This is a genomic window from Streptomyces sp. BoleA5 (assembly GCF_000373665.1).
In the GTDB taxonomy this organism is placed as follows: Bacteria; Actinomycetota; Actinomycetes; order Streptomycetales; family Streptomycetaceae; genus Actinacidiphila.
Genome location: NZ_KB892126.1, coordinates 23,971 through 49,092, shown reverse-complemented (window position 1 = coordinate 49,092; position 25,122 = coordinate 23,971). Strand labels below are relative to the sequence as shown.

Below are 25,122 nucleotides of genomic sequence, written 5' to 3'. Positions count from 1 at the left end.
CGGCCGCGCCCTCCCGTGGACCGCGCCCGCGGTCGCGGCACTTGCCGTTCGGGCACAGGACCTCCACATCCGAAGGCCCCAGCGGTTACGGTGACCCCCGGGGTCGGGGGTTCCCCGGGGGTCAGGGGGGTGCGGGTGATGGACACGCGAACCGGTGGCGCGCGGCCGAACGCGGGGAGTGCCGTGGGCGGCCTGACGGAACGCCCGCGCTCCGGATGGACGGACGCCGTCGGCGCGCTGGTCCTCGCCGGCTGCGCGGTGTGGTCGCTGATCGCCGCGGCGGGCCGCCCGGCCCGCCCGGAAGGGGTGCTCCTGGCCATCCTCGCGGTCGCGGCCGGATACGCGGCGGGTCGCATCGGCGGCGCCCTGCGGCCGGTTGCCGTCCCCGCCGTGGCCGCCCTCACGGCGGTCCTCCTGGTGGTCGCCCCGCCCGGACGGCTGTCCGGCGGCCCGGACACCCCGCCGCTCGGGTACGCCAACGCCGACGCCGCGCTGATGGTGCTCGCCACCGGCGCCGCCTGCTGCGCCGCCTGGTCGGCTCGGTCACGCCCGCTCCGGGTGGGCCTGCGCCTGCTCGGTGCCGCCGCGGCCGGGTTCGCGCTCGCCGTCGGCTCCGCGGCGGGCTTCGCCGCGTGCCTCGGGGTGGTCCTGTGCTCCCTCGCCGCCGACCGCATGCGCCGCGCGCTCGGTCTCGCCGGCCTGGCCCTGGCCCTCGTCGTGGCGGTCGGCGGCACGTGCGCGGTCGCCGTCGACGCCCTGCCGCCCGGCCTGTCGGCCTCGCTGTCGGGGCAGCTCACCCCGGCCCGGGTCCGGCTGTGGCACGACGCACTGGAGACCGCCCGGGAACATCCCGTACGCGGGATCGGCCCGGGCCGCTTCGCCGAGGCGGGCGCGGGAACGGCGCCGTCGGCGGCCGGCGCAGGCACCCCGCGGTCGGCGCCCCTGCAACTGGCCGCGGAGCAGGGCGTGCCGGGCGTCGCCCTGCTCGGCGCCTCCTGCGTCTGGCTGCTCTGGGCCCTCCAGCGCTCCCCGCGCCCGGCCCCGGTGGTCCTGACCGCCGCGGCCGCGCTGACCGGCCTCGCCATGCAGTCGGCCGTCGACCACGTCCTCGGCTACCCCGTCGTCACCGCCGGCGCCGGTCTCCTCGCCGGGCTCGCCACCTCCCGCCCGCTCAGCGCCGCCCCGGACCACGGCGTGGACCGCCCTTGAGTTCAGGCGTGCTCCGCCGCCCCACGGGCGGCAGGGCTCATTGCCTCACCCCGGGGGGCCGTCGTAGCATCGTGCACCGGAGTGGTGAATCGATTCGACGAATCGATTCACCACTCGTACCGGTACAGGGGCCGCGAAGGAGCCGCATGACCACCATCAAGGACGTCGCCCGGCGCGCCGGGGTCGCGCCCAGCACCGTGTCCTACGTCTTGAGCGGCTCTCGCAAGATCTCCGAGGACACCCGCCGCACCGTGCAGCAGGCGATCGACGAGCTCGGCTACCACCCGCGCGCAAGCGCCCGCACCCTGCGCAGCACACGCACCAACGTGCTGGCGCTCGCGCTCCCCCGCGTCGCGGGCGGCTACCGGGCGGTCGACGGGCGCTTCGCGATCGAGATCAGCGACGCGGCCCGCGCCCACGGGTACGACGTCCTGCTCATGACCGCGCAGGAGGGTGTGCCGGGGCTGCGCCGCATCGCACGCAGCGCCCAGGCGGACGCCGCGATCCTGATGGCCGTCGAGATGGACGACCCGCGCATCGCCGCCATGCTCGAACTCGGCTTTCCCGCCGCGCTGCTGGGACGGTCCGCCGACGACGCCGCGCTGCCGTGGACGGACCTGGACTGGGAGGCGGCCGCCACCCTCGCCGTCCGTGAACTCGTCGCCGCCGGGCACCGGGACATCGCGTACCTGGCCACCACCGAGCGCGAGATCCAGGCGCGGCGCGGCTACGCGATCCGGGGCCTTGCCGGTGCCCGCCGTACGGCGCCGGAGACCGGCGCCGACGTGCGCCTGCACCAGTCGACCGGGGACATGGCGCGGCTGGCGCGGCGCATCGGCACGCTGCTGCACGGGGAGCGCCCGCCCACCGCGCTGGTCGTGCAGCACGTCGCCGCGCTCCCGCACATCCTCGCCGCCGTTGCCGCGGAGGGACTGCGGGTGCCCGAGGACCTGGCGGTCGTGGCGGTCGGCAACCTCCCCGACGACCTGGGGGGTCAGGACCTGCCGCGCATCGAACTGCCGGTCCCGGAGATGTCCGCCGCGGTGACACGGCTCGCCGTGGAGGCCATCGCCGCCCGCGCGCAGGGCACGTCCCCCACCCCGCCCGGGCACCTGCTGATCCCCCCGGCGTTCGTACCGGGTCCGCGGCTCGCCCCGCCCGGCCCACGCGGGGCGAACGCCTGAACCCGGCGCCGTCCGCCCGCGTCCGCCGTTCTCCATCCGCCGCTCTTCGTTCTCCGTTCTCCGTTCGACCGACCGCGATCCACCCGAGCCCAGGGAGCACACCCCCATGTCCACCGATTTCCCGGTCTTCCCGCCCGGTTTCCGCTTCGGTGCCGCCACCGCCGCCTACCAGATCGAGGGCGCCCACGACGAGGACGGCCGCGGGCCGTCCATCTGGGACACCTTCAGCCACACCCCGGGCCGCACCGCCGAGGGCGCCACCGGTGACGTGGCCTGCGACCACTACCACCGTCACGCCGAGGACGTACGTCTCCTCTCCGACCTGGGCGTCGACTCCTACCGCTTCTCCGTCTCCTGGCCGCGTGTCGTCCCGCAGGGCCGCGGCGCCGTCAACGGCAAGGGCCTGGACTTCTACGACCGCCTCACCGACGACCTTCTCGCCGTGGGAATCGCCCCCGCCGTGACGCTCTACCACTGGGACCTCCCGCAGGCCCTGGAGGACGAGGGCGGCTGGCGCAACCGCGCGACGGCCGAGGCCTTCGCCGAGTACACGGCCGCCGTGGCCGAGCGGCTCGGGGACCGCGTGGAGCGCTGGATCACCCTCAACGAGCCCTACTGCTCGGCCTTCGTCGGCTACGCCGAGGGCCGGCACGCCCCCGGCGCCCAGGAGGGCACCGGCGCGCTGGCCGCCGCCCACCACCTGCTGCTCGGCCACGGCCTGGCCGTGCGCGCCCTGCGCGAGGCGGGCGCCCGCGAGGTCGGCATCACCCTCAACCTCGACCGCATCGAGGCCGCGAGCGACTCCCCCGCGGACCTGGCCGCGCTGCGCCGGGCCGAGACGCTGCACAACGACACGTGGACCGAACCGCTGTTCGCCGGCCGCTACCCCGCGGGCGAGGCCGAGACGTGGGGCGCGCTCGCCGACGGCTCGTACCGCCGAGAGGGCGACCTGGAGGTCATCGGGGCGCCGCTGGACTTCGTGGGCCTCAACTTCTACCGCCCCCTCACCGTCGTCGACGCCTCGCACCGCGAGCCCGACCCGGCCCGCCGTACCGCCGTCGACATCGGCGTGCGCGAGACCGACCCGTACGGGACGCGCCACACCACCATGGGCTGGCCCGTCGTCCCGGAGTCCTTCACGGCGCTGCTGCTGGAGCTCAAGGAGCGCTACCCCTCGCTGCCGCCCGCCTTCATCACGGAGAACGGCTCGGCCGAGGCCGACGTCGTCTCCGCCGACGGCCGCGTCGACGACGCCGACCGCGTGGCCTACCTGCGCGACCACCTCCACGCGCTCCTCGCCGCGATGGACGCGGGCATGGACGTGCGCGGCTACTACGTCTGGTCGCTGCTGGACAACTTCGAGTGGGCCCGGGGCTACGGCCAGCGCTTCGGCATCGTGCACGTCGACTACGACAACGGCGCCAAGCGCACGCCCAAGGCCAGCTACGGCTGGTACCGCGACCTGATCGGCGCCCACCGGGCGGGACGGCAGGAGCAGTCGTGAAGTTCACCGACGGCTTCTGGATGATGCGCCCGGGCGTCACGGCGAAGTACGCGACCTCCGTCGCCGACGCCTCGGTCGCAAACGACCGGATCGTCCTGCACGCCCCGGTGAAACCGGTGCACCGGCGCGGCGACACGCTCAACAGCCCGCTGCTGACGGTGGAGTGCTGGTCCCCCGCCGAGGGCGTGATCGGGGTGCGCACCACCCACCACGCGGGGAAGGCCCGCCGCGGCCCGGAGTTCGGCCTGCCGGGCGCCGCGGAGGGCGGCGCCGGGAAGACCTCCCGCGACGGCTCGGTGCTCGAACTGGCCTCGGGCGGACTGACGCTGCGCGTCGACACCTCTGCCCCGTGGAGGCTGGACTTCACGGCGGGCGGCCGCACCCTCACCTCGGCCGGCGCCCGCGGCACGGGCTTCGCCACCGACGCGGACGACCGGCACTACATGGTCGCCCAGCTCTCGCTCGGCGTCGGCGAGACGGTGTACGGGCTCGGCGAGCGCTTCACCCCGTTCGTGAAGAACGGCCAGACCGTGGACATCTGGCAGGCGGACGGCGGCACGATCAGCGAGCAGGCGTACAAGAACGTCCCGTTCCACCTCACCAACCGCGGCTACGGCGTCTTCGTCAACCACCCCGGCAGGGTCTCTTACGAGGTCGGCTCCGAGGTGGTCGACCAGGTGCAGTTCAGCGTCGAGGACCAGTCGCTGGAGTACTTCGTCGTCCACGGGTCCACCCCGAAGGAGATCCTGGCCCGCTACACGGCCCTCACCGGCCGCCCCGCGCTGCCGCCGGCCTGGTCGTTCGGCCTGTGGCTGTCGACCTCCTTCACCACCTCCTACGACGAGGCGACCGTCAGCCACTTCGTGCGGGGGATGGCGGACCGCGGGATCCCGCTGAGCGTCTTCCACTTCGACTGCTTCTGGATGCGCGAGTACCAGTGGAGCGACTTCACCTGGGACGCGGAGGTCTTCCCCGACCCCGAGGGCATGCTCGCCCGGCTCAAGGAGCGCGGGCTGCGCGTCTCCGCCTGGATCAACCCGTACATCGCGCAGAAGTCGGCGCTCTTCGCGGAGGGCATGCGCGAGGGCTTCCTCGTCATGCGGCCGAACGGCGACGTGTGGCAGTGGGACCTGTGGCAGCCGGGGATGGCGCTGGTCGACTTCACCAACCCCGCCGCCCGCGCCTGGTACGCGGAGAAACTGCGCGCGCTGCTGCGGCAGGGCGTCGACGTCTTCAAGACCGACTTCGGCGAGCGCATCCCGGTCGACGTGGTGTGGCACGACGGCTCCGACCCGGAGCGGATGCACAACTACTACGCGCAGCTCTACAACCAGGTCGTCTTCGACCTGCTGCGTGAGGAGCGCGGCGAGGGCGAGGCGGTGCTCTTCGCCCGCTCGGCGACCGCGGGCGGACAGCAGTTCCCGGTGCACTGGGGCGGCGACTGTGAGTCGACGTTCACGGCGATGGCGGACAGCCTGCGCGGCGGACTGTCGCTGGGACTGTCGGGCTTCGGCTTCTGGAGCCACGACATCGGCGGCTTCGAGGGCACGCCGGACCCGGCGCTGTTCAAGCGCTGGGTGCAGTTCGGCCTGCTGTCCTCGCACAGCCGGCTGCACGGCAGCAAGTCCTACCGCGTGCCGTGGGAGTTCGGGGAGGAGGCGGTCGCCGTCACCCGCGACTTCACCCGGCTGAAGAACCGCCTCATGCCGTACCTGTTCCGGGCGGCACTGCAGGCCCGTGACGAGGGCACGCCCATGATGCGGGCCATGGTGCTGGAGTTCCCCGACGACCCGGCCTGCCACCACCTCGACCGGCAGTACATGCTCGGCGACGACGTGCTGGTCGCCCCGGTCCTCAGCGCGGACGGCGAGGTCGAGTACTACGTCCCGGCCGGCACCTGGACGCACCTGCTGACCGGCGAGCGCGTGGAGGGCCCGGGCTGGCGGCGCGAGACGCACGGCTTCGACACGCTCCCGCTGCTGGCCAGGCCCGGCTCGGTGGTGCCCTTCGGCGCCTTCGAGGAGGCCCCGGAGTACGACTGGGCGGACGGGGTCACCCTGCGGGTGCACGCCCCGGCCGACGGCTCCGCGACCGTCACCGCCGTGCCGGCTCCGGACGGCTCCACGGCCGCCGTCTTCCGCGTGGGCCGTACGGGTGACACGGTCACGGTCGAGGCCCTGGGCGAGCGCCCGCCGGCCGCGCCGTGGAGCGTGCTGCTCGTCGGCGCGGACGTCACGGACGGGGTCGAGGGCGCCGTGTCGGCCGAGCGCACGGGGCTGGGCGTGCTCCTGACGTGCGCCGCGGGAACCGGGAGGGTGACGGCGCGCTGGTCGTGAGGACCGCGCACCGGCCGCTCCGGGCCTGCTCCCCGCCGCTGCCGGGCTAGGGGAGCAGGCCCAGCCGGCTGCGGATGGCCTGGACGGCGCCCTCGGCGTCGTCCACCGTGACGGTGAAGTGCCGGCCGTTGCCGAGGTCGATCACGACACCCGGCCCGCGGCGGACGACGACCGCGGTGCCCTGCTCGGGCCGCCAGCGGTATCCCCAGCCGCCCCAGTGGCGGGGGCTGACCAGGGGGGCGAGGTGGGCGTCGTTGATGTCCTCCCACCGGATCCGGCGGCGGGGCACACCGATGTGGCCGCAGCGCACCTGGAGCCCGTCACGGTCCACGTTCACGCGCACATGCGTGAACGCGAGGGTTCCGAACAGCACCAGCAGCCCCGCTGCGATGCAGCCCACCACCGACATGACCAGCGGCACTGTGCCCGAGGTGTAGGGCGCGGTCACGGCGAGCTCGATGCCGAGCGCCATGCAGGCCGCCCCCGCGGCCGCGAGGAGCCACTGGAAGCGGTTGCTCGCGTGGCCTGTCCACACCTGGGATGTACGCGCGTCGTCACGCTGCGCGTCCGTCATAGTGCGCAGCCTACTCATCCCACGGCGTATTGGCACCGTTGCACGGGGGGATACGCCGAGATGGCCCGGGCGCGCCGGGGCCCTGGGGGCGTACGGCGGGGATCGCCGGACGGGTCAGCGCGCCTCGGCCGCCGCGGGTAGGACGGCGGCGGCGCCGAGGGAACGGCCCTCGGCGTAGGCCAGGGCCTCCGGCGTGACGGCGCCCGCCCGGCCGCTGAGGATCACCGCGAGGCTTCCGGTGGGTGCCGCGTCCGGCCGCGGCTCGGCGCCGATCCGGCGGAGCGTCTGGGCGGCGACGGCGTCGGCCGAGCCGTACAGCAGCGCGGGGGCGGCCAGCGCGGCCCGGATACGGTCGGCGACCAGCTCGTAGTGCGTGCAGCCGAGGACGACCGCCTCGACGTCGGAGGGCGTGAGCGCCGCCGCCGCGGCGACGGCGGCGGCGGTCGCGGCCTCGTCGGCCCGGTCGACGGCGTCGGCGAGGCCGGGGCAGGGCACCTCGGTGATCTCGGCGCCGTTGCCGAAGTCCTCGATCAGTCCGCGCTGGTAGGGGCTGCCGGTGGTCGCCGGGGTCGCCCAGATCGCCACCTTGCGGGCCCCGGCGGCGGCCGGCTTGATCGCCGGGACGGTGCCGACGACCGGGACGGCGGGTTCCAGGGCCGCGCGCAGTGCGGGCAGCGCGTGCACGGTGGCGGTGTTGCAGGCCACGATCAGCGCCTGCGGACGGTGCTCGGCGGCGGCGAGGGCGCAGGCCAGGGCGTGCGCGGTGACGTCCTCGGGAGTGCGCGGGCCCCAGGGCATGCCGTCGGGGTCGGAGGAGAGCACCAGGTCCGCGTCGGGCCGCAGCCGGCGGATGGCGGCGGCCGCGGCGAGCAGGCCGATACCGGAGTCCATCAGCGCGATCTTCACGGGGCACAACCTTACGCGATGCGATCGTCGGCCCGCTCTGCGGCCATACCGGGGAAATGACGCACGTGGCGGGGCCACGGCGGCAGACTGCCCGAGTGACGTGGCTGACGTGGGTGACCGTGGTGTCGTTGCTGGCGTGGGTGTGGCTGCTGCTGGCGCAGGGGCTGTTCTGGCGGACGGACGTACGTCTGCCGGCCGTCGCGGCGGAGCCGCGGGAGTGGCCGGACGTGGCGGTGGTCGTCCCGGCGCGGGACGAGGCGGAGGTGCTGCCGGGGAGCCTGCCGAGCGTCCTGGCGCAGCGCTACCCGGGGCACGCCGAGGTCTTCCTGGTGGACGACGGCAGCAGCGACGGCACCGGGGAGCTGGCGCGCGGGCTGGCGGACCGGGCGGGCGGGCTGCCGCTGCGCGTGGTCTCGCCGGGGCCCGTCCCGGAGGGCTGGACGGGGAAGCTGTGGGCGGTGCGCCACGGCATCGAGGTGGCCACCTCGTCCGGCGGCCCGGGGTTCCTGCTGCTGACGGACGCCGACATCGCGCACGGCCCGGACTCGTTGCGCCGCCTGGTCGCCGCGGCTGAGGGCGCCGGTCTGGACATGGTGTCGCAGATGGCCCGGCTGCGGGTCGCCACCACCTGGGAGCGGCTGATCGTCCCGGCCTTCGTCTACTTCTTCGCCCAGCTGTACCCGTTCCGCCGGGTGAACCGGCCGCGCGGCAGGACCGCCGCGGCCGCCGGAGGATGCGTGCTGATCCGCCGCTCGGCGGTGGAGCGGGCGGGGGTGCCCGACGCGATCCGGCACGCGGTGATCGACGACGTGGCGCTGGCCCGCGCCGTCAAGCGGACCGGCGGCCGGATCTGGCTGGGCCTGGCCGACGAGGTCGACAGCGTCCGCCCCTACCCGGGCCTGTCCGAGCTGTGGCGGATGGTGTCGCGCAGCGCGTACGCGCAGTTGCGGCACAGCCCGGTCCTCCTGGCCGGCACGGTGCTCGGCCTGCTGCTGGTGTACGTGGTCCCGCCGCTGGCCGCGATCGGCGGGGCGCTCGCGGGCGACCGGTGGCTGTGCGCGGCGGGCGCGGCGGCGTGGGCCCTGATGTGCGGCACCTACCTGCCGATGCTCCGCTACTACCGGCAGCCGACCTGGCCGGCGCTGCTGCTGCCGTTCACGGCGGTCCTCTATCTGCTGATGACGGTCGACTCGGCGGTGCAGCACGGCCGGGGCCGCGGGGCCGCGTGGAAGGGCCGCACCTATGCGCGGCCGCGGCCCGACGACGCCTCGGCGTAGACGACGGCGAGCCGGGCGCCGACGGCCGCCGTGCCGTAGCGGCGCCGGGTGCGGTCGGCGAGGACCGTTGGCCGGCGCGCGGACAGCCGGGCGGCGGCCTCCACGAGCGCACGGCCGAGGGCGGGCGCGTCACCCGGTTCGACGAGCACCCCGCCGTCGTGCCCGACGAGTTCGGGCAGCGCGCCGGTGCGGGTCCCGACGACGGGGGTGCCGCAGCACAGCGCGTCCAGCGCGCGCACGCAGAAGCTCTCCACATGGCTCGCCATGAGGTAGAGGTCGGCGTGCGCGACGGTGTGCAGCGCCTCGGCGCGGCCGCGGGCCCGGCGCACCGTGACGAAGTGGGCCACTCCGCACGTGCGTATCAGCTCGCGCATGTCGGCGGGGAGTTCGGCGGACCCCTCGGCGACGACGTCCAGCCGCAGCCGCGGGTCCTTGACCCTGGCGGCGGCGAAGGCGTGGACCAGCACCTCCCAGCCCTCGTACGCCTCGAAGCGCCCGGCGGCCGCCACCCGCACGGGGTCCTGGCTGATCCGGGTCCGGGCGGGCACGGGCGGGAGCAACTCGGGGCCGACGGGGTGCGGGACGAGGCGGTGCCTGCCGGGGAGCCGGAGTTCGCCGAGCCTCAGCAGCACGGCGTCGCTGACCGCGAGGACGGCGGCGGCCTCGCGGTAGATGCGGGCACGGCCCCTTCGCGCGGGCCGTCCGGGAAGCGGGCGCGTGGGGTGGCCGAACAGGGACGGGTCGTCCTCGGTGAGGACGTACGGCAGCCCGGCGGACCGTGCGAGCCGGGGCAGCAGCTCCTGGGCACCCGGCAGATGGCCGTGGAGGAGGTCGAACCGGCCGCACTCGGCCGCCTCGTGGCGCAGCACGCCCGCTACGCGGCCCGCGGTGACCCGCCGTGCCATGGCGCCGCCGTGGGGGACGGCGACCTGGTAATGGTGCGGCCGCTCGGGATCGCGGCCGGCGTAGGGGAGCCCGCGGACCGCGGGCAGGGTCAACGCGTGGACGGCCACCACGTCGACGACGTCGGCGACGGCCGCCGCGGCCTTGTGCCATTCGTCGGGCCGTGTCGGCCGGTTCTGCCCGAAGAGCATGGCGACGCGCATGGCTCACTGTGGCATATCCGGGGCCTCCCGGGACGAAGTTCGCCGGAGTCACGGAAACGCCGCGTTCCTCCTTCGTGCGGGTGACCTGTTGGTGCGCGAGAGTGTCGGTCCCGTCACCCTCCGGCACCGTCCCGGCGGGTGCTTCCCCGCGCCCGCGTTCCCGCGCGCCAAGCGGTAACGCCCCAGGCCCAGCGCCTTTACGGGATCCGAACGGCGGCCACGGACCGATTTACTCCGATTCGATGGCAATACGGTTCAGCCGTCACTCACTGCACATGAAATGACCTGCTAATCGGTCTCCCCAACCAGCACATCGTGGGCTTAACTTATGGGCTATGACCTCCCCCCGCGGTTCTTACGGCGGTGGCTACTACACGTCGCCGTTCTTCCCCGACACCCCGATCTACGACAGCCTGGTCGCAGAGCGGGGCACCCCCCAGATCGCGCCGATCCGCGTCCCGTCCGCGTACGAGACCACCGGCAGCAATCTCCCGGCCCTGCCGGCCGCGCTCCCCGCGCTGCCCGCCGGTCCCTCCCACCACTCCTCCGCGCCGAGCACGCCGTCGTACTCCGGCTACTCGGCGCCCGGTTACCAGCAGCCCCAGCTGCAGCAGGCACCGGCGCCCTACATCCCGCAGCAGGCCACCGCGCCCCGGCCCGCGGCCTTCAACGGCGGGTACCAGACGCAGCAGGCCCCGCAGCAGTACCAGGGCCCGGCCGGCTACGAGCAGGTGCGTCCCGCGGCGGCCCCGCGTCCGGCGCCGCCGCGCCCCGTGGCGCCCACCGGCTACGACGAGCAGCCGTACCAGCGGCGCAACCTCGGCCAGGGCTACTACTCGGGCTGATGCCCGCGGGCGGCCCGGTCCCCGCCGACGGGTGACCGCGCCGCCTGGCACGATGGCGGAATGACGACTCCGACGCCGACACCCCGCCTCAGCGCACTGCACGTCCACCCCGTCAAGTCACTCGGTGGACAGCGGTTGTCCGAGGCAACGGTGGAGCCGTGGGGGCTCGCCGGAGACCGCCGGTGGATGCTCGCCGACGCTGCGGGACGATGCGTCACGCAGCGCGAGCAGCCCCGGCTGGCCCTGGCGCGCGCGGAGTCGTCCCCCGGCGGTGGGCTGCTGCTCACCGCCCCGGGGATGCCGGTGCTGGACATCGACGTACCGGAACCGTCCACGACGGTCCCGGTGCACCTATGGGGCGACAAGGTGGAGGCCGTGCCCGCGGGAGAGGCGGCCGCCGCCTGGTTCACCGGGTACCTGGGGACGGAGGTCGCCCTCGTCCACCTCGACGACCCCGGCCGCCGCCGCCCGATCGACCCGGACTACGCACGCCCCGGGGAGACCGTCAGCTTCGCCGACGGCTTCCCCCTGCTCGTGACGACCGAGGCCTCGCTGGCCGCCCTCAACGCGCTGATCGCCGCGGGCGACCACCCCGGGGAGGGGCCGCTGCCGATGGACCGCTTCCGTCCCAACGCCGTGATCGCGGGGACAGACGCCTGGGCCGAGGACACCTGGACCCGGATCCGCATCGGGGAAGTCGAATTCCGCGTGGTGAAGCCGTGTGGGCGTTGCGTGGTGACGACGACGGACCAGGACACGGCGGTCCGCGGCCGGGAGCCGCTGCGCACCCTCGCGCGCCACCGCAGATTCGGGGGCAGACTGGTTTTCGGACAGAATCTCGTGCCCGTACGACCCGGAACACTCCGGGTGGGCGACGCGTTGTCACGAGTGGAGTGAACGCGTCCCGAGACCGCGGCACGGTCCGGGCCCCCGACGGGTGCCGGCGTGAGACGGCCCCCCTCCCGCCCGGTCCATGACGCGCATGTGCCGTGCCATGTGCGGTACTTGGACGGTGACAGGGGGTGCGACGACCGATGACGGCCACGCACGTGCGGTGGTGGCGTTGGCGGAAGAACAGCCTGCGCCGCCGTTCCGACGTGTTCGAGGCCTGCGCGGGAGTCGCGGCGGGCTGCGCCATCGTCCTGGGTGCCCCGGCCGCGGGGCTGACGGCCGGGCTGGCCGTGGACCACTCCCTCCAGCACACCGTCAGCGTCCAGCACGCGGACCGCACGCAGGTCGCCGCCGTGGTGCTCAAGGCCGGACCGCGTGAGGCCGCCGACCCCGATCCCGAGTCCGGCCGCGTCCGCGAGGAACGCCGTGACGCCCTGGTCCGCTGGACCGCGCCGGACGGTCACGTGCACACCGCCCAGGTACGGGTGGGCGCCGCCCACGACAAGGGCGACCACGTGGCGATGTGGACCGACAAGTCCGGTGCCGTGCCCGCACCCGCGCCCCTGGACTCCCGCTCCGCCACCACGCACGCGATGCTCGCCGGCATCGGCACCTTCCTCGCCGCGGGCGTGCTGGGGTTGATGGGACGTCAGGTGCTCATGTGGCAGTTGATGCGCCGCAGGCTCGCCGAGTGGGAGCGCGAGTGGGCCGCTGCCGGCCAGAGCTGGGGCCGGGCCGGAGCGGGCGGCTGACCACACCGGGTACGCACGCCGGTGCCTGCGATCATCCGCAATCGGCCTCATCCGGCCGGATCCATCAGGTGATCCATCAGCATCTGGGTGCTGGCGCGCGCCCGGCGCGCGCTACCGTGGAGGCCCCCAGGTCGGCGCAGTGCAAGAGGACGGGGCAGAGCATCTCCATGGCACAGGGCGTGGTTCAGGTGACGCACACCAGCAGCTCGCGGTGGCGCCGCCGCACGGGAGAGTACGAGAGCCTCGCCGCGGCCCTGGATGCGGCCGCCGAGGGCGATGTGCTCTCGGTCAACCCCGGGACCTACCGGGAGAACCTCGTCGTGGAGAAGGTCATAACGCTCCGCGCGGCCGAGGGGCCGGGCTCCGTGCGGATCGCCCCGCCGGCCGGTGTCGCCCTGACCGTCCGGGCCGCCGCGACGGTCCAGGACCTCTCCGTCGAGGGCCAGGACACCTCCGCCGCCGCCCTGCTCGTCGAGGGTGCCACGCCCGAACTCACCGGACTGCGGGTCAGCACCCGTTCCGCGGTGGGCATAGAGGTCCGTGACGGGGCGCGCCCGACCGTGCGCCGCTGCACCGTGGACAACCCGGCCGGGCTCGGGATCAGCGTCCTGGAGGCCGCGGGCGGCCTGTTCGAGGAGTGCGAGGTGGTGGCCGCCGGCCAGACCGGCATCTCCGTGCGCGGCGGCTCCTCCCCGCGGCTGGAACGCTGCCGGGTGCGCAACGCCTCCGGCGCGGGAATCTCCCTCACCGGGGAGGGCACCGTGGCCGAGGCGGTCGGCTGCGAGGTGTACGAGGTCAAGGGCACCGGTGTGCAGGTCGCCTCGCGCGCCGCCGGACACCTCACCGAGTGCCAGGTGCACCGCACCACCGGCGACGGCATCACCCTGGACACCGACGCGGTCCTGACCCTCTCCGACTGCGACATCCACGACGTGCCCGAGAACGCCGTCGACCTGCGCTCCCGCGCGGTCCTCACCCTCACGCGCACCACGGTGCGGCGCTTCGGCCGCAACGGGCTCTCCGTCTGGGACCCGGGCACCCGGGTGGACGCCAACCAGTGCGAGATCCACGACAGCCAGGGCGACTACCCGGCGGTCTGGGTCAGCGACGGCGCGGCCGTCGTCCTCGACTCCTGCCGCGTGCGCGACGTCCCCGACGCCCTGTTCGTCCTCGACCGGGGCTCGCGCGCCGACGTCGTCGACAGCGACATCTCCCAGGTCCGCAACACCGCGGTCTCGGTCAGCGACGGCGCCACCGTGCAACTCGACGACTGCCGCATCCGCGAGGCCTCCACCGGCGCCTGGTTCCGCGACCACGGCAGCGGCGGCACGCTGTCCGCCTGCACCATCGACGACACGGCGACCGGTGTCATCGTGACGAAGGGCGCCGACCCCGCGTTGGAGCGCTGTGTCGTCACCAACCCGGCCGAGGCCGGGTTCTACGTCTCCGCGGGGGGCCGCGGCACCTTCACCGGCTGCCGGGTCACGGGCAGCCGGGGCTACGGCTTCCACATCATCGACGGGTGCCGCTCCACGCTCACCCGCTGCCGGACGGAACGCTGCGCACGCGGCGGTTACGAGTTCGCCGAGCCGGGCCCGGTGACGGAGGACTGCACCGGGGACCAGAGCGGTGAGCGCCGCACCCTGCCCGAATCGTCGGGGGTGCCCGCTCCGGCGGGTGAACGGCAGCCGGCGGCCGCGTCGTTCGGGCTGCTCGGCGGCCTGCCCGTGACACCGACCGGCGCCACCGGGGCGGCGGCCTCCCCCGCCCCGTCCCCGGCGGAGGACACCCGGCCCTCGGACGAGGTCCTGGCCGAACTCGACGCGCTGGTCGGCCTGGAGAACGTCAAGCGGGAGGTGCGCTCCCTGATCGACTTGATCGCGGTGGGCCGCAGACGCCTCGAGGCCGGGCTCAAGGCCCCCTCCCCGCGCCGCCACCTGGTCTTCACCGGCTCCCCCGGTACGGGCAAGACCACCGTCGCCCGGCTCTACGGCGAGATCCTGGCCACCCTGGGCGTGCTGGAGCGCGGCCACCTGGTGGAGGTTGCCCGCGTCGACCTGGTGGGCGAGCACATCGGCTCGACGGCCATCCGCACCCAGGAGGCCTTCGAACGTGCCCGGGGCGGGGTCCTGTTCATCGACGAGGCGTACGCCCTCGCCCCCGAGGACTCGGGCCGGGACTTCGGGCGGGAGGCGATCGACACCCTGGTGAAACTGATGGAGGACCACCGCGACGCCGTCGTGGTGATCGTCGCCGGCTACACGGCGGAGATGGAGCACTTCCTGTCCGCCAACCCCGGTGTCGCCTCCCGCTTCTCGCGGACCATCACCTTCGACGACTACACCCCGGTCGAACTGCTGCGGATCGTGCGGGCCCAGACCGAGGAGCACGAGTACCAGCTCTCCGAGGACACCGGCGAGGCGCTGTACAAGTACTTCACCGCGATCCCCAAGGGGCCGGCCTTCGGCAACGGCCGCACCGCCCGGCAGACCTTCGAGGCCATGGTCGAGCGCCACGCGGGCCGGCTCGCCCGGATCAGCGAGCCCAGCCATGAGGAGCTGCAACTGCTCTATCCCGAGGACCTCCCCCCGCTGCCCTGACCCTGTACGGGCAGCGTCCCCTCCGTGTTCCGGTGCAGCCAGCCGAGCAGGGAGCCGCGCTCGGCCGCGAAGGCCGGATCGGCATGGTAGTCGAAGTGGGTCAGCAGGGGCGCGGGCAGCGGGTGTTCCTCCGTCCGCCCGTACGCCGCGGGATCGGGCAGCGGCGCACGGTCGACCGGTGGCCCGGGCTCGTCGAGGTGGACCGGGCCGCCGATGGGATCCGTACGGCGCCACAGATTGCGCCAGGCGTGCAGCTCGACGTGGAGCGAGGTCAGGGCCGGGGGCCCGAAGTAGGCCGGGAACCAGCGCCCGTACAGCCGTCCCAGCGGAGAACCGTAGGTGAGCAGGGCGATCCTCGCCCTGGTCGCCGGATCCAGCTGCCAGACCGCCGCCGCGGCCAGGACGCTCCCCTGGGAGTGCCCGGAGAGGATGATCCGGCCGCGGTGCGCCCGCGTCCAGGTCGTCATGCGCCAGGTGAGGTCGGGCACGGCGCGCTCGGCGTAGCAGGGCGGGGCGAAGGGGTGCGCGGCGCGGGGCCAGAAGGTGCCCACGTCCCAGAGGATGCCGACGGTGCGGCGCGCCCCGGCGTCGCGGTAGGCCCTGCGGCCGAGCGCGATCAGGGCGACCACGCCGGCGCCGACCAGCCAGGAGCCGAGGTTCTGGGCGGCCTCGGCGACCGTGCGCACCCATCCGGGCGCGCCGGCCCCGGCGCGCCCGGGGACGGCACCGCTCAGCCAGGCCCCGGCGAGCGCCCCGGCACCCAGCAGAAAGGCCACGCCCCCGACGACCCCGACGAACAGGGCCGCCTGGTCGGTGAGTTCCGCCCTGGCCCGGGCCAGGGCGATCTGGCGGCTCCGCGCGGGCTCGTGCTCCTCCCCCGGGTAGTCGGCCTCCACCTTCGGCACCAGCGCCCTGGTCCGGCGCAGCAGGCGCCTGCCGCGCACGACGACCACCACGGCCAGCACCAGGAGCATCACCGGGATCGCCGAGGCCTGCCAGGACAGCAGCACGGGCGGCCCGGCGACGACGCCGCCCGCGCTGCCGGGCGTGGCACCGCGGTCGAGCCAGTCCGCGACCCGCTGGGCGATCCCTCCGGTGAGCACCCCGCCGAGGGAGCAGGCCATCAGGGCCACGGCAGGTCCGCCCAGACCGCGCAGCTCCGCCCGGCCGCCGCCTGAGCGGTGCATCAGATGGGCGACGCCCGCGAGCGCCATGAGCAACAGCCCCTGGGTGAGGGCGAGCCAGCCGAACGCCTCCCCGGACGGCAGCCGGCCGACGGCGCTCCAGCCCGGCCGGTGCCAGCAGGCGTACCCGGCCGCGGTCAGCAGCGCGGCGGCCGTCCCGCCGAGCATGACCCGGGCCAGCCGTGGATCCAGGGCCTCGTCCGGCGCGTGCTCGCTGCGTCCCATGCCGCACGTCACGGCGACCACCGCGACCGTCAACCCGGCCAGGGCGCCGGTCAGCAGCCAGCCGACGGCGGCGAGTATCCGGATCCCGCCCACGTCCATGTCCCGCTCCAGCGGGGGCACGACCAGCGCGACCGCCACCGTGAGCAGCCCGGCCGCCGTGTGGGCCGCGCGGAGCCGGGCCACCAGCCGCCGTCCGTACCAGAAGCCGCGCCGGGCCAGCGGCGTGACGTCCGGACTCTCGCGCTCGCCGGGATGCGGGCCGGGCAGGGGCCGCTGGGACTCGTAGGCGTACCAGGTGCGCCGGGAGAGCCACCAGAGCAACAGGGTCAGTCCGGCGGGCAGCGCGGCCCCCGCGGCGATCCGGCGCCCCGGCTCGCCGGCGGCGAGGAAGGAGAGCCAGCTCTTGCCGCCCGCGCAGGCGGCGTTGCCCGCGCACTGCCAGGCCACCAGGTCCATCGCGACCTCGCAGGCCGCGGCCACGAGCAGCACCGTCAGGGACAGCGCCAGCAGCCGCACCAGCACGTCGTACGCCCGGTCCATGCCCGGCCGGGAGACCGGCGGCCGCATCCAGTGGGCCAGATTGGCCACCATGAAGGGGAGCAGGAGCAGCCAGAGCGCGCGACTGCCGTCCCCGGACGTCAGATTGCACCAGGAGTAGGCGTCGGGCACCGGGCCCTCGCCGTACTCCTGCGAGCGGCGCTCCGCGTCGGCGTCGCCGGCACGCCGGTAGATCCCGGCGGTGTCGTCACCGCAGACGCGCGTGATGCGCGGGTCGTTGAGCATCGTCTGCGGCGTCGTCCCACCGACGCCGTGGACCAGCAGCTCGAGCGACAGCTCCGTTCGTACCGTATCCGACCGCATCGCGATCGCCTCCCGTACTTTCCCCGTGGCGCGCGTACGGCATCGCGCGTATTCAGAATCGGGCACACGTACCAGTACTGGACAGAGGTGTTCACGAATGCCACCCGAACGTGTCACGCGAGGCGCGTGTGGGACCGGTCACCCCGCGCCCTTCGCCCCCCTTCCCGCGGGGGAGGTCGTGGAAGGATGGCGAGACTGCCGGTCCGGGCAGCATCGGGATCACATCAGAGGATGGGACGGGACCTCGGGTGAGCGACAACCAGAACCTGCTCGCGGAACAGCGGCGTGCGCTGATCCTGGACGAGGTCCGGCGGCGCGGCGGGGTCCGGGTCAACGAGCTGACCCGGAGGCTGAACGTCTCGGACATGACCGTCCGCCGCGACCTCGACGCGCTCGCCCGTCAGGGCGTGGTCGAGAAGGTCCACGGCGGTGCCGTGCCGGTCGCCCCGGCCAGCAGCCACGAACCGGGCTTCGAGGCGAAGGCGGGCCTCGAGCCCGGGGCCAAGGAGGCCATCGCCCGCGCCGCCGCACGGCTGGTCACCCCCGGCAGCGCCATCGCCCTCACGGGCGGCACGACGACGTACGCGCTCGCCCACCATCTGCTCGACGTGCCCGACCTCACCGTGGTCACCAACTCCGTACGGGTCGCCGACGTCTTCCACTCCGCGGCCCGCGGCGCGGCCGCCGGCCGCGAGGGCGCCGCGACCGTCGTCCTCACCGGTGGTGTGCGCACCCCCTCGGACTCCCTCGTCGGCCCCGTCGCGGACCGGGCGATCGGCTCGCTCCACTTCGACCTGCTCTTCCTCGGCGTCCACGGGATCTCGGTCGAGGCGGGCCTGTCCACCCCCAACCTGGCCGAGGCGGAGACCAACCGGCGCTTCGTCCGCTCCGCCCGCCGGGTGGTCGTGATCGCCGACCACACCAAGTGGGGCACCGTGGGCCTGAGCTCCTTCGCCACGCTGGAGGACGTGGACACCCTCGTCACGGACGCGGGCATCCCCGAGGTGCTCCGGGCGGAGATCGCCGAGCACCTGTCGGACCTCGTCGTCGCCGGTGAGCCGGGGGACTACGAGTCGGGCACCGCCGCCGCGGGCGAGGGCCCCGCAGACAACTGACTGGCCATCAACTACCGTACGGCGCATGAAGCGCCGACTGCGCCCCACACGCCAGGTGGACCTGGGCTTCCTCGTCTCAGCGCCGCTCCGCCTCGTCTTCGCCGCCGACACCGCGGCGCCGCCCGAAGCCGTCCACGCCGCTCTCGCCAAGGACACCGAGGGCTGGACGGCGTGGTTCGACGCCGTCACGACCGCCGTACCGACCGCCACTGGCCGCACGGTCGGGCTGCGCGGAGGCATCCGCTTCGAGGAGACGGTCCTCGCCGACGAACCCCCGCGACGCTTCGCCTATCGCGCCGACGCGACCAACGCCCCCGGTCTGCGCGCCCTGCTGGAGGAGTGGGCGCTCTCCCCCACCGCTGTCGGCGGCACCCGTGTGCGCTGGACGTTCGCCGCCGACGGCCCGCCGGCCCTGCACACCTTCCTGCTGATGTCCCGGCCGGGCCTGGGCCTGTCGTTCCGTTCCGCGGTCCGCTCGCTTGACCGCCGGCTGGCCTCCTGAGCGGGGCCGGGGGCCTCAGGTCCGGGAGACGGTGCCGCAGTCCCCGGTCCCGGTCCGCTCGGCCGCGAGGTCCCTGCTGCGGTCGTAGGGGTCCACGGTGGGTCCCGACCGATCGGCGTCGTCACCCTGTGAGGCGTCGGAGGCGAACTGCGGGTGGAGCCAGCCGTCGTGGACGGTGCAGGCCGAGTTGGCGACGTCGTCCTCGTACCGGGTGACCGCGAACCTGCCGGGGGTGACCCGGTAGCGGGACGGGTCGGCGAACTCCACGTCCAGGACGCGGCGGATGATCGTCCGGGCGACCTCGGTGGATCCGGACCCCGCCTTCACCACGGGGTACACGAAGGTGTAGTCGGCGTGGACGGCCACGGCGCGGTCCTTGCCCTTCGTGAACGTCATCCGGCCGCGGGTCTTGACCACGTCTCCGGCCAGGGCGACTTCGGAGGGCTTGAAGCGCGTCGCGAGCCGGATCGGGTCGTTCTTCCCGGTCGGCTTGCTGAAGGCCGTCTCGAAACGGGTGCGCATCTCGCGCTGGCTCGGATCGAGCATCCCCAGCGCGGCGTCCGGCCGTTCCCCCCGAAGCGTGGCGGGGTCGAGGTTGGTGTCGACCAGGTACGCCTTGACGTTCTTCAGGGCCGCCGTCACCTGCGCCGACGTCATCCAGCCGGCAGGCCGCGCCCTCGGCGGGACGATCCCCGCGGCGCCGTCGGCGTACTGCTTCGCCGGGGAGCCGGCGAACGGGTCGCGGAGCGTGGGCGTGCCGGGGAAGGGCTCCGGCGAAGGGGCGCTCGTCGGCTCCGCCGTCTCCATGGGGAGCGGCGAGGAGTCCGGCGCCGCGCTGCCGTCGCCGGCGCGCATCATGTCGAGGGCCCAGCCCGGGTTCAGGGCGAACAGCAGCAGCCCGACGGCGACGAGGACCCCGACCAGCCCGAGCCCGCGGCGGCGCCGGTGGCCGCGCTCCTCGACCTGGTAGAGCGAGGGGCCGGTGCGCCAGCCCTCCGGCTGCGCGGGCGGCGGGTTGCCGCGTCCCCTGCGCTTGCCGCGGCGCGCGGCCTGCTCGTCCTGCTGCCGCAGCCGCTCGGTGACCATACGGGCGCGCGCGGAGGGTTCCTTGGGCGCGGACGCGCGGATGTCCGCCTCGGAGTCCCGTACGAAACGGTCCCAGACGTCGTCGGGAACGGAGGGCACGTCGTCGGGGGACGGCGGGGAGGTGGGCACCGGAGGCTCTTTCACGAGGTCGGGCGGACAGGCCTTTCTATAGCCGAACACAGGTTCCCCACAAGTCCCGTGGGCCCCGCTGCCCCCGCCATCGACGCCTCACCGGTACTCCGCCAGGCGCGGCCACACCCCCACGACGACCAGTACCGCGGCGATGCCGAGAAGACCCGCGGGAACCTCGGGCCAGCCGTCGAGCCCGGAGCGCGCGGCGTCCGTACGCGAGACGAAGTCGGCCTGCTGGTCCCGGGCGAGGGCGTCGAGTGTGGTCGCGAAGTCCCAGAAGTCGAAGCCCACCTCACCGCGCCCTACGTCCGTGAGCACCACGGCCGCCTCGTCGATCCGCTTGCCGGCCATCAGCTCCACGAGCTTGCGGTCGTCCGCGCGGAAGTGCCCGTAGCGCTCGTTGACGTCGGCGTACGCGGGACGCTCGTCCGCCGAGGCCCAGCCCCCGGGGGCGAGCAGTCCTCCCAGCCGCCGGTCGAGCGTGTCGAGTTCGGCGCGCTGCTGCGGCTCCGCGCCGTTGACGAGCCACCGGCTCTGGGCGGCGGCGGCCTCGGCCGCGACGGCGCGCGCCTGCGCGAGCCGCGACCAGGGGCGCAGTCCGTCACGGGTACCCGCGCCGAGGTCGGCGGCGGCTCCGGTGAAGGAGACCACCCCGGCCAGGGCGACACCGAGCACCACGGCCGTCGCGGCGGCCAGCGCCGGGTTGAACATGCGGCAGTAACGGCGCGTCAGGTCGCGCTGCCACCACAGGAGTACGGCGACGGCGGCCAGGCCGAGGACTCCGACGGCCACGGCCGAGCCCAGGGCGGCGTCCTGCGCGCCGCGCGAGGCCGCGACGGCCTGCGCGTCGTAGGCGTTCGCCAGCGCCGCGACCTTGGGCAGCAGATGGCTGTGCATGATGTCGCCCGCCTCCGCGGAGAAGGCGACGGCGACCGCCGGGGGGTGGCCCGCGGCCCGCTCGTGGTGCTGTTCGTCGACGTAGGCGGCACGGCCGCCGGCGTCGTCGTACCGCCCGAGCAGGTCGAGGATGCCGCGCACCTGCGCGGCGTGGGCCTCGTCGCCGCCGAGCTGCCGGAGGAGGTCGCTGGCCTGGGCGCGGCGCTGCTGCGCGGTGATGAGCGCGAGGAGCCGGTTGCCGACCGACACCTCGGGGTCGTCGGCCGCGTGCCCGGGCACGAGCTGGTTGGCGCGCTGGGCGTCCAGGTCCGCCAGCGCGAAGCCGAGTTCGGCGGCGACGGCGGCGCGGTGCGCGGAGGTGTCGCGCAACCGCTCCGCGTCCGACCGGACGCTGACGGCGCCGACGACGACGGCGAGGCACAGGGCGACGACGGCGACGAGTGCGGCGGTCGCCTGGACGACCAGCCGCGCCGGAGGCGGCAAGCGACGGCGTCGCGCCCGGACGGCCGGCGCCGGCGCCCGGGAAGCCGGCGGTGCGGACGCACCCGGCGCGCGGGGCGGCGGCGCGACCACCGCGGGCGCCACTTGAGAGATCGTCATATCGGGACGCTAAAAGCGCCCGGAGAAGGGAAGGCGGTACTCCGGCGGACCCCGGGTGACCACGGCGTAACAGAACGGAACGGGCTGACCGGGTCAGTCCGGCCAGCCCCCCGTCGCCAGGAAGGCGTCGATGGTGACGGCGTACGGCCCGATGTCCAGGCCCTGTTCGGCGACCCAGGCATCGGAATAGTACTTGTCCAGGTACCGGTCGCCGGGATCGCACAGCAAGGTGACGACACTGCCCGTGCGGCCCGCCGCGACCATCTCCGCGACGATCTTGAACGCGCCCCACAGCCCGGTCCCCGTCGACCCGCCGGCCTTGCGCCCGATGGCCGCCTCCAGGGCGCGTACCGCGGCCACGGAAGCCGCGTCCGGCACCTTCATCATGCGGTCGATCGCGCCGGGCACGAAACTCGGCTCCACCCTGGGCCGGCCGATGCCCTCGATCCGTGAACCCCGTTCGCAGCACACGGCGTCGTCGCCGCTCACCCAGCCGTCGAAGAACACCGAGTTCTCCGGGTCCGCGACGCACACCAGGGTGTCGTACTGCATGTAGTGGACGTAGCGGGCGATGGTGGCCGATGTGCCGCCGGTGCCGGCGGTCGCCACGATCCATGCCGGGCAGGGGTTCCGCTCCAGGCGCAGCTGCTGATAGATCGACTCGGCGATGTTGTTGTTGCCCCGCCAGTCGGTGGCGCGCTCGGCGTAGGTGAACTGGTCCATGTAGTGGCCGCCGCTCTCCTGCGCGAGGCGGGCGGACACCTCGTAGACCGTCCGCGGGTCGTCCACCAGGTGGCACCGGCCGCCGTGGAACTCGATCAGCCGCTGCTTCTCCCAGCTGGTCGTGCGCGGGATGACGGCGATGAACGGCACGCCGATCAGGGCGGCGAAGTACGCCTCGGACACCGCGGTCGAGCCGCTGGAGGCCTCGATGACGGGCTTGTCCGGCCGGATCCAGCCGTTGCACAGGCCGTAGAGGAAGAGCGAGCGGGCGAGGCGGTGCTTGAGGCTGCCGGTCGGGTGGGTCGACTCGTCCTTCAGATAGAGATCGACGCCCCAGGCATCGGGGAGCGGGAAGCGCAACAGGTGGGTGTCGGCGGAGCGGTTGGCGTCCGCCTGGACCTTCCGTACGGCCTCTTTGAGCCATCCTCGGTAGTCCGGGTCGGTCCGGTCCACGTCGACGGTGGACATGGCCTCCGCCGCCCTCCCACGGTCCTCTCGGTCACCCTTCTCGTTGCCGCCCACCTGCGCCGCCTTCCCTTCGCGCCTGAGTCCCGATCATAGGCAGACGCTGGTGCGGCGCCCTCCGGAACGGGCAGACTGCGACCCGGACGAAGGAGGGGATGCGCCGTGGCCGAAGCGGAGTTCAGCGCCACAGGGGTACGGATCGGACGGCGGCTGAGGTCGCTCACCCGGGGCGGGCAGGTCGTGATCCAGAACGGCCGCCTGGTGCTGCTCACCAGCCGCGGGCGGGAGATCGACAGCGCGCCGGTGGAGGACGTCCACGCGCTGACCCCGCGTTTCGCGGTGCGTCGCCGCACGCTGACCCGGCTCAACGGCACGGGCTACTTCCTGACCCTGCGCAAGCAGGGCACGGCTTCGGCGGGCCGCTTCCTGGACGCCCTGCGAGCCGCCCGGGAGCGCGTCGCGCGCCGTTGACGCGAAAGGAGCGGCACTCTCCGCGTTCACGGAGTTGCGGTAAGCATCCATCGGGGTGATCCTTGAGTGGCGTCACGGAGTCACTGCAGCAGTCACTCACAGCAATCCCGCAAAGGTGTTCCCATTCCATGCGGGCGGGGCATGCCCCGGTCACAGGGGCGCGCCCTCCACCGCGGAGGGAGTCGCAGCCGTGATCAGCTCAGAAGGCAGTAAGCGGCAGTGTGCTCTGGAACTTGAGGCACTGCCGTCCCGGATCCAGCAGGTACGCCGTATCGTCGCCGCTCAGCTGCGGTATTGGCGGCTGGACCCCCTGACCGACCCCACTCTGCTGGGTATCACCGAACTGCTCGGCAACGTCCACCGGCACGCCCGGCCGGACAAGCGCTGTTCCGTCGAGCTGAGCTTCGCCTCCGGCTGGCTCACCGTCGCCGTCTCGGACAACGATCCGCGCCTGCCGCGGGTCCGCGAGTTCGAGCCCCTGGCCACTTGCGGCCGCGGCCTCGCCATGGTCGTGTCGATGAGCGACAGCTGGGGCACCGAGACCCTCAACGACGGTGGCAAGGTCGTGTGGTTCACGCTCCGGGCCGAGGCCCCCGTCTCGCCCAGGGCGATGACCGAGCAGGTCTCGGCGGCGGTGGTCCGCAAGGTCGCCCCGCGGACGCTGCCGGTGCTCCCCGAGACGCCGGAGGCCTGGCCGCCGGTGCTCGATCGTCTGGTCCCGGCAGCGGCCGAACCGGTTCTGGTCTGACGCGCGGCCGCCGCACCCCTGGAGGGGCACGGCGGCCGTGGCCCTCCGGGCCGTCGTCGGCGGATTCGTCCCGCGGCGATGGCCCTCAGTACGTCCAGGCGCGCCGGGCCGGGCCGGGCGCCATCCGGCCAGAACCGGTGGCCCCCCGGGGAGCTCGCTCGGGCGGTTCCGCAGCCGGTCGCCCAGGCCCACGACCTCTTGCGACGGTCAGGGTCGGCAGCAGGTCGCAGGACCGGAAGACGAAGCCGACCCGCTGCCGGCGCAGCAGCGTCAACTGCCGGTCCCCGAGCGTGCCCAGCTCGGTGTCGCCGATCCATGCGGTCCCGGAGGTGAGGGTGTCCAGCCCGGCTTCGCAGTGCATGAGCGCGGACTTCCCGGATCCGAAGGGCCCATGATCGCGGTGAACCGTCCGGCGGGGAAGCCCACCGCGACCCCGTCCAGGGCGCGCACTCGGGCGGCGTCGCCCGTCCCGTAGGTCTTGACGGCGTCGACGACGCGGGCGGCGGTCATCGCTCCCCACCCTGGGAGAAGCGGCCGAACTGCTCGTCCAGGACGGACAGTCTGCGCCAGTACTCGTCCTCGTCGATCTCGCCCGCGGCGAAGCGGCGGCCCAGCACGGCGATCGGCGAGTGCTCGCCGATCGCCGCACGGGCGTGCCAGGGGCCGCGGCCCAGGCCCCGGCGCCACATGGTGCGGCGCAGCAGGAAGGCGACGCCCGCGATGACGGCGGCCCAGATGAGGGGGAAGAACAGAATCCAGGGGCCGGGTCCGCCGTCCCAGTGGTCGGCGAGCGAGGTCAGTGCGGTGGCGTCCATTGCGATGCGTCTCCTTGGTGATGCCGAGTTTCCCGTCATCACGAGACTGGTCCGTGCGGGGCCGCCGGTCGTCGTACGGCCAGCGGCACCTCGGGTACCACCCGGGGAGTACGG

The 25,122-nt window shown here is 74.2% G+C and carries 21 protein-coding genes and 1 pseudogene; 13 read left to right on the top strand and 9 right to left on the bottom strand.

The window, feature by feature from the left end; all coding sequences use genetic code 11:
- Nucleotides 1-138 precede the first annotated feature (138 nt).
- The 4 genes from B085_RS0131995 to yicI all read left to right on the top strand — a co-directional run bounded on the left by B085_RS0131995 (nucleotide 139) and on the right by yicI (nucleotide 6,233).
- A complete protein-coding gene (locus tag B085_RS0131995) occupies nucleotides 139-1,209 on the top strand; it encodes an O-antigen ligase family protein (protein WP_158689865.1) in 1,071 nt (356 codons plus the stop codon).
- A 146-nt stretch (nucleotides 1,210-1,355) separates the two neighbouring features.
- Nucleotides 1,356-2,393, top strand: coding sequence for a LacI family DNA-binding transcriptional regulator (locus tag B085_RS0131990; RefSeq protein ID WP_018562692.1), 1,038 nt, complete (start codon nucleotides 1,356-1,358; stop codon nucleotides 2,391-2,393).
- A 106-nt stretch (nucleotides 2,394-2,499) separates the two neighbouring features.
- The gene (locus B085_RS0131985) at nucleotides 2,500-3,897 is read left to right on the top strand and encodes a GH1 family beta-glucosidase (RefSeq protein ID WP_018562691.1); all 1,398 of its coding nucleotides are present in this window, start codon (nucleotides 2,500-2,502) and stop codon (nucleotides 3,895-3,897) included.
- Nucleotides 3,894-6,233, top strand: coding sequence for an alpha-xylosidase (gene yicI / locus B085_RS0131980; protein ID WP_018562690.1), 2,340 nt, complete (start codon nucleotides 3,894-3,896; stop codon nucleotides 6,231-6,233). Before B085_RS0131985 ends, yicI begins: the two co-directional genes overlap by 4 nt.
- 46 nt (nucleotides 6,234-6,279) lie before the next feature.
- Here the strand turns inward: yicI and B085_RS0131975 are convergent, their stop codons facing one another.
- On the bottom strand, nucleotides 6,280-6,807 hold the full coding sequence (locus B085_RS0131975; RefSeq protein ID WP_018562689.1) for a hypothetical protein: 528 nt from the start codon (nucleotides 6,805-6,807) through the stop codon (nucleotides 6,280-6,282).
- Nucleotides 6,808-6,921: 114 nt separating this feature from the next.
- A complete protein-coding gene (locus B085_RS0131970) occupies nucleotides 6,922-7,713 on the bottom strand; it encodes a glutamate racemase (protein ID WP_018562688.1) in 792 nt (263 codons plus the stop codon).
- A 56-nt stretch (nucleotides 7,714-7,769) separates the two neighbouring features.
- Between B085_RS0131970 and B085_RS0131965 the strand changes: the two genes are divergently transcribed.
- The gene (locus tag B085_RS0131965; RefSeq protein WP_051102224.1) at nucleotides 7,770-8,990 is read left to right on the top strand and encodes a glycosyltransferase; all 1,221 of its coding nucleotides are present in this window, start codon (nucleotides 7,770-7,772) and stop codon (nucleotides 8,988-8,990) included.
- Here the strand turns inward: B085_RS0131965 and B085_RS0131960 are convergent.
- A complete protein-coding gene (locus tag B085_RS0131960) occupies nucleotides 8,954-10,096 on the bottom strand; it encodes a glycosyltransferase family 4 protein (RefSeq protein ID WP_018562686.1) in 1,143 nt (380 codons plus the stop codon). The genes B085_RS0131965 and B085_RS0131960 overlap by 37 nt on opposite strands.
- A gap of 335 nt (nucleotides 10,097-10,431) precedes the next feature.
- Here B085_RS0131960 and B085_RS0131955 point away from each other — a divergent pair, with 335 nt between their 5' ends.
- The 4 genes from B085_RS0131955 to B085_RS0131940 all read left to right on the top strand — a co-directional run bounded on the left by B085_RS0131955 (nucleotide 10,432) and on the right by B085_RS0131940 (nucleotide 15,184).
- Nucleotides 10,432-10,941: a DUF6643 family protein gene (locus B085_RS0131955; protein ID WP_018562685.1), complete on the top strand. Its 510-nt coding sequence runs from the start codon at nucleotides 10,432-10,434 to the stop codon at nucleotides 10,939-10,941.
- A gap of 60 nt (nucleotides 10,942-11,001) precedes the next feature.
- On the top strand, nucleotides 11,002-11,838 hold the full coding sequence (locus B085_RS0131950; protein WP_026251665.1) for an MOSC domain-containing protein: 837 nt from the start codon (nucleotides 11,002-11,004) through the stop codon (nucleotides 11,836-11,838).
- A 137-nt stretch (nucleotides 11,839-11,975) separates the two neighbouring features.
- Nucleotides 11,976-12,584: a hypothetical protein gene (locus B085_RS0131945; protein WP_018562683.1), complete on the top strand. Its 609-nt coding sequence runs from the start codon at nucleotides 11,976-11,978 to the stop codon at nucleotides 12,582-12,584.
- Between the two features lie 167 nt (nucleotides 12,585-12,751).
- The gene (locus B085_RS0131940; protein WP_018562682.1) at nucleotides 12,752-15,184 is read left to right on the top strand and encodes a right-handed parallel beta-helix repeat-containing protein; all 2,433 of its coding nucleotides are present in this window, start codon (nucleotides 12,752-12,754) and stop codon (nucleotides 15,182-15,184) included.
- Here the strand turns inward: B085_RS0131940 and B085_RS44425 are convergent.
- Complete coding sequence (locus B085_RS44425) at nucleotides 15,154-17,454, bottom strand: hypothetical protein (RefSeq protein ID WP_018562681.1); 2,301 nt, start codon at nucleotides 17,452-17,454, stop codon at nucleotides 15,154-15,156. The two genes, B085_RS0131940 and B085_RS44425, sit on opposite strands and share 31 nt — an antisense overlap.
- Before the next feature lie 248 nt (nucleotides 17,455-17,702).
- On the opposite strand from B085_RS44425, the gene B085_RS0131930 reads away from it, so the two are divergent.
- A complete protein-coding gene (locus tag B085_RS0131930) occupies nucleotides 17,703-18,569 on the top strand; it encodes a DeoR/GlpR family DNA-binding transcription regulator (protein ID WP_018562680.1) in 867 nt (288 codons plus the stop codon).
- Nucleotides 18,570-18,594: 25 nt separating this feature from the next.
- Complete coding sequence (locus B085_RS0131925; RefSeq protein ID WP_078620166.1) at nucleotides 18,595-19,071, top strand: SRPBCC family protein; 477 nt, start codon at nucleotides 18,595-18,597, stop codon at nucleotides 19,069-19,071.
- A gap of 15 nt (nucleotides 19,072-19,086) precedes the next feature.
- On the opposite strand, the gene B085_RS0131920 is transcribed toward B085_RS0131925, so the two are convergent.
- From B085_RS0131920 to B085_RS0131910, 3 genes are all read right to left on the bottom strand, one after another.
- A complete protein-coding gene (locus B085_RS0131920) occupies nucleotides 19,087-20,286 on the bottom strand; it encodes a hypothetical protein (RefSeq protein WP_018562678.1) in 1,200 nt (399 codons plus the stop codon).
- Between the two features lie 99 nt (nucleotides 20,287-20,385).
- A complete protein-coding gene (locus B085_RS0131915; protein ID WP_158689864.1) occupies nucleotides 20,386-21,786 on the bottom strand; it encodes a hypothetical protein in 1,401 nt (466 codons plus the stop codon).
- Between the two features lie 93 nt (nucleotides 21,787-21,879).
- Nucleotides 21,880-22,977 (bottom strand): PLP-dependent cysteine synthase family protein, encoded by a 1,098-nt coding sequence (locus B085_RS0131910; protein WP_078620167.1) that lies wholly within the window; start codon nucleotides 22,975-22,977, stop codon nucleotides 21,880-21,882.
- Between the two features lie 159 nt (nucleotides 22,978-23,136).
- On the opposite strand from B085_RS0131910, the gene B085_RS0131905 reads away from it, so the two are divergent.
- Nucleotides 23,137-23,445, top strand: a complete 309-nt coding sequence (locus tag B085_RS0131905) for a hypothetical protein (RefSeq protein WP_018562675.1) — start codon at nucleotides 23,137-23,139, stop codon at nucleotides 23,443-23,445.
- Nucleotides 23,446-23,635: 190 nt separating this feature from the next.
- Nucleotides 23,636-24,193 (top strand): ATP-binding protein, encoded by a 558-nt coding sequence (locus B085_RS0131900; RefSeq protein WP_018562674.1) that lies wholly within the window; start codon nucleotides 23,636-23,638, stop codon nucleotides 24,191-24,193.
- 141 nt (nucleotides 24,194-24,334) lie between these two features.
- On the opposite strand, the pseudogene B085_RS44420 reads toward B085_RS0131900, so the two are convergent.
- A pseudogene (locus tag B085_RS44420) lies at nucleotides 24,335-24,703 on the bottom strand (ATP-binding cassette domain-containing protein); the annotation flags it as partial.
- Entirely contained in the window at nucleotides 24,700-25,008 is a 309-nt protein-coding gene (locus tag B085_RS0131890; protein WP_018562673.1) for an SHOCT domain-containing protein, read from the bottom strand. The gene B085_RS0131890 and the pseudogene B085_RS44420, both read right to left, overlap by 4 nt.
- Between the last annotated feature and the right edge of the window lie 114 nt (nucleotides 25,009-25,122).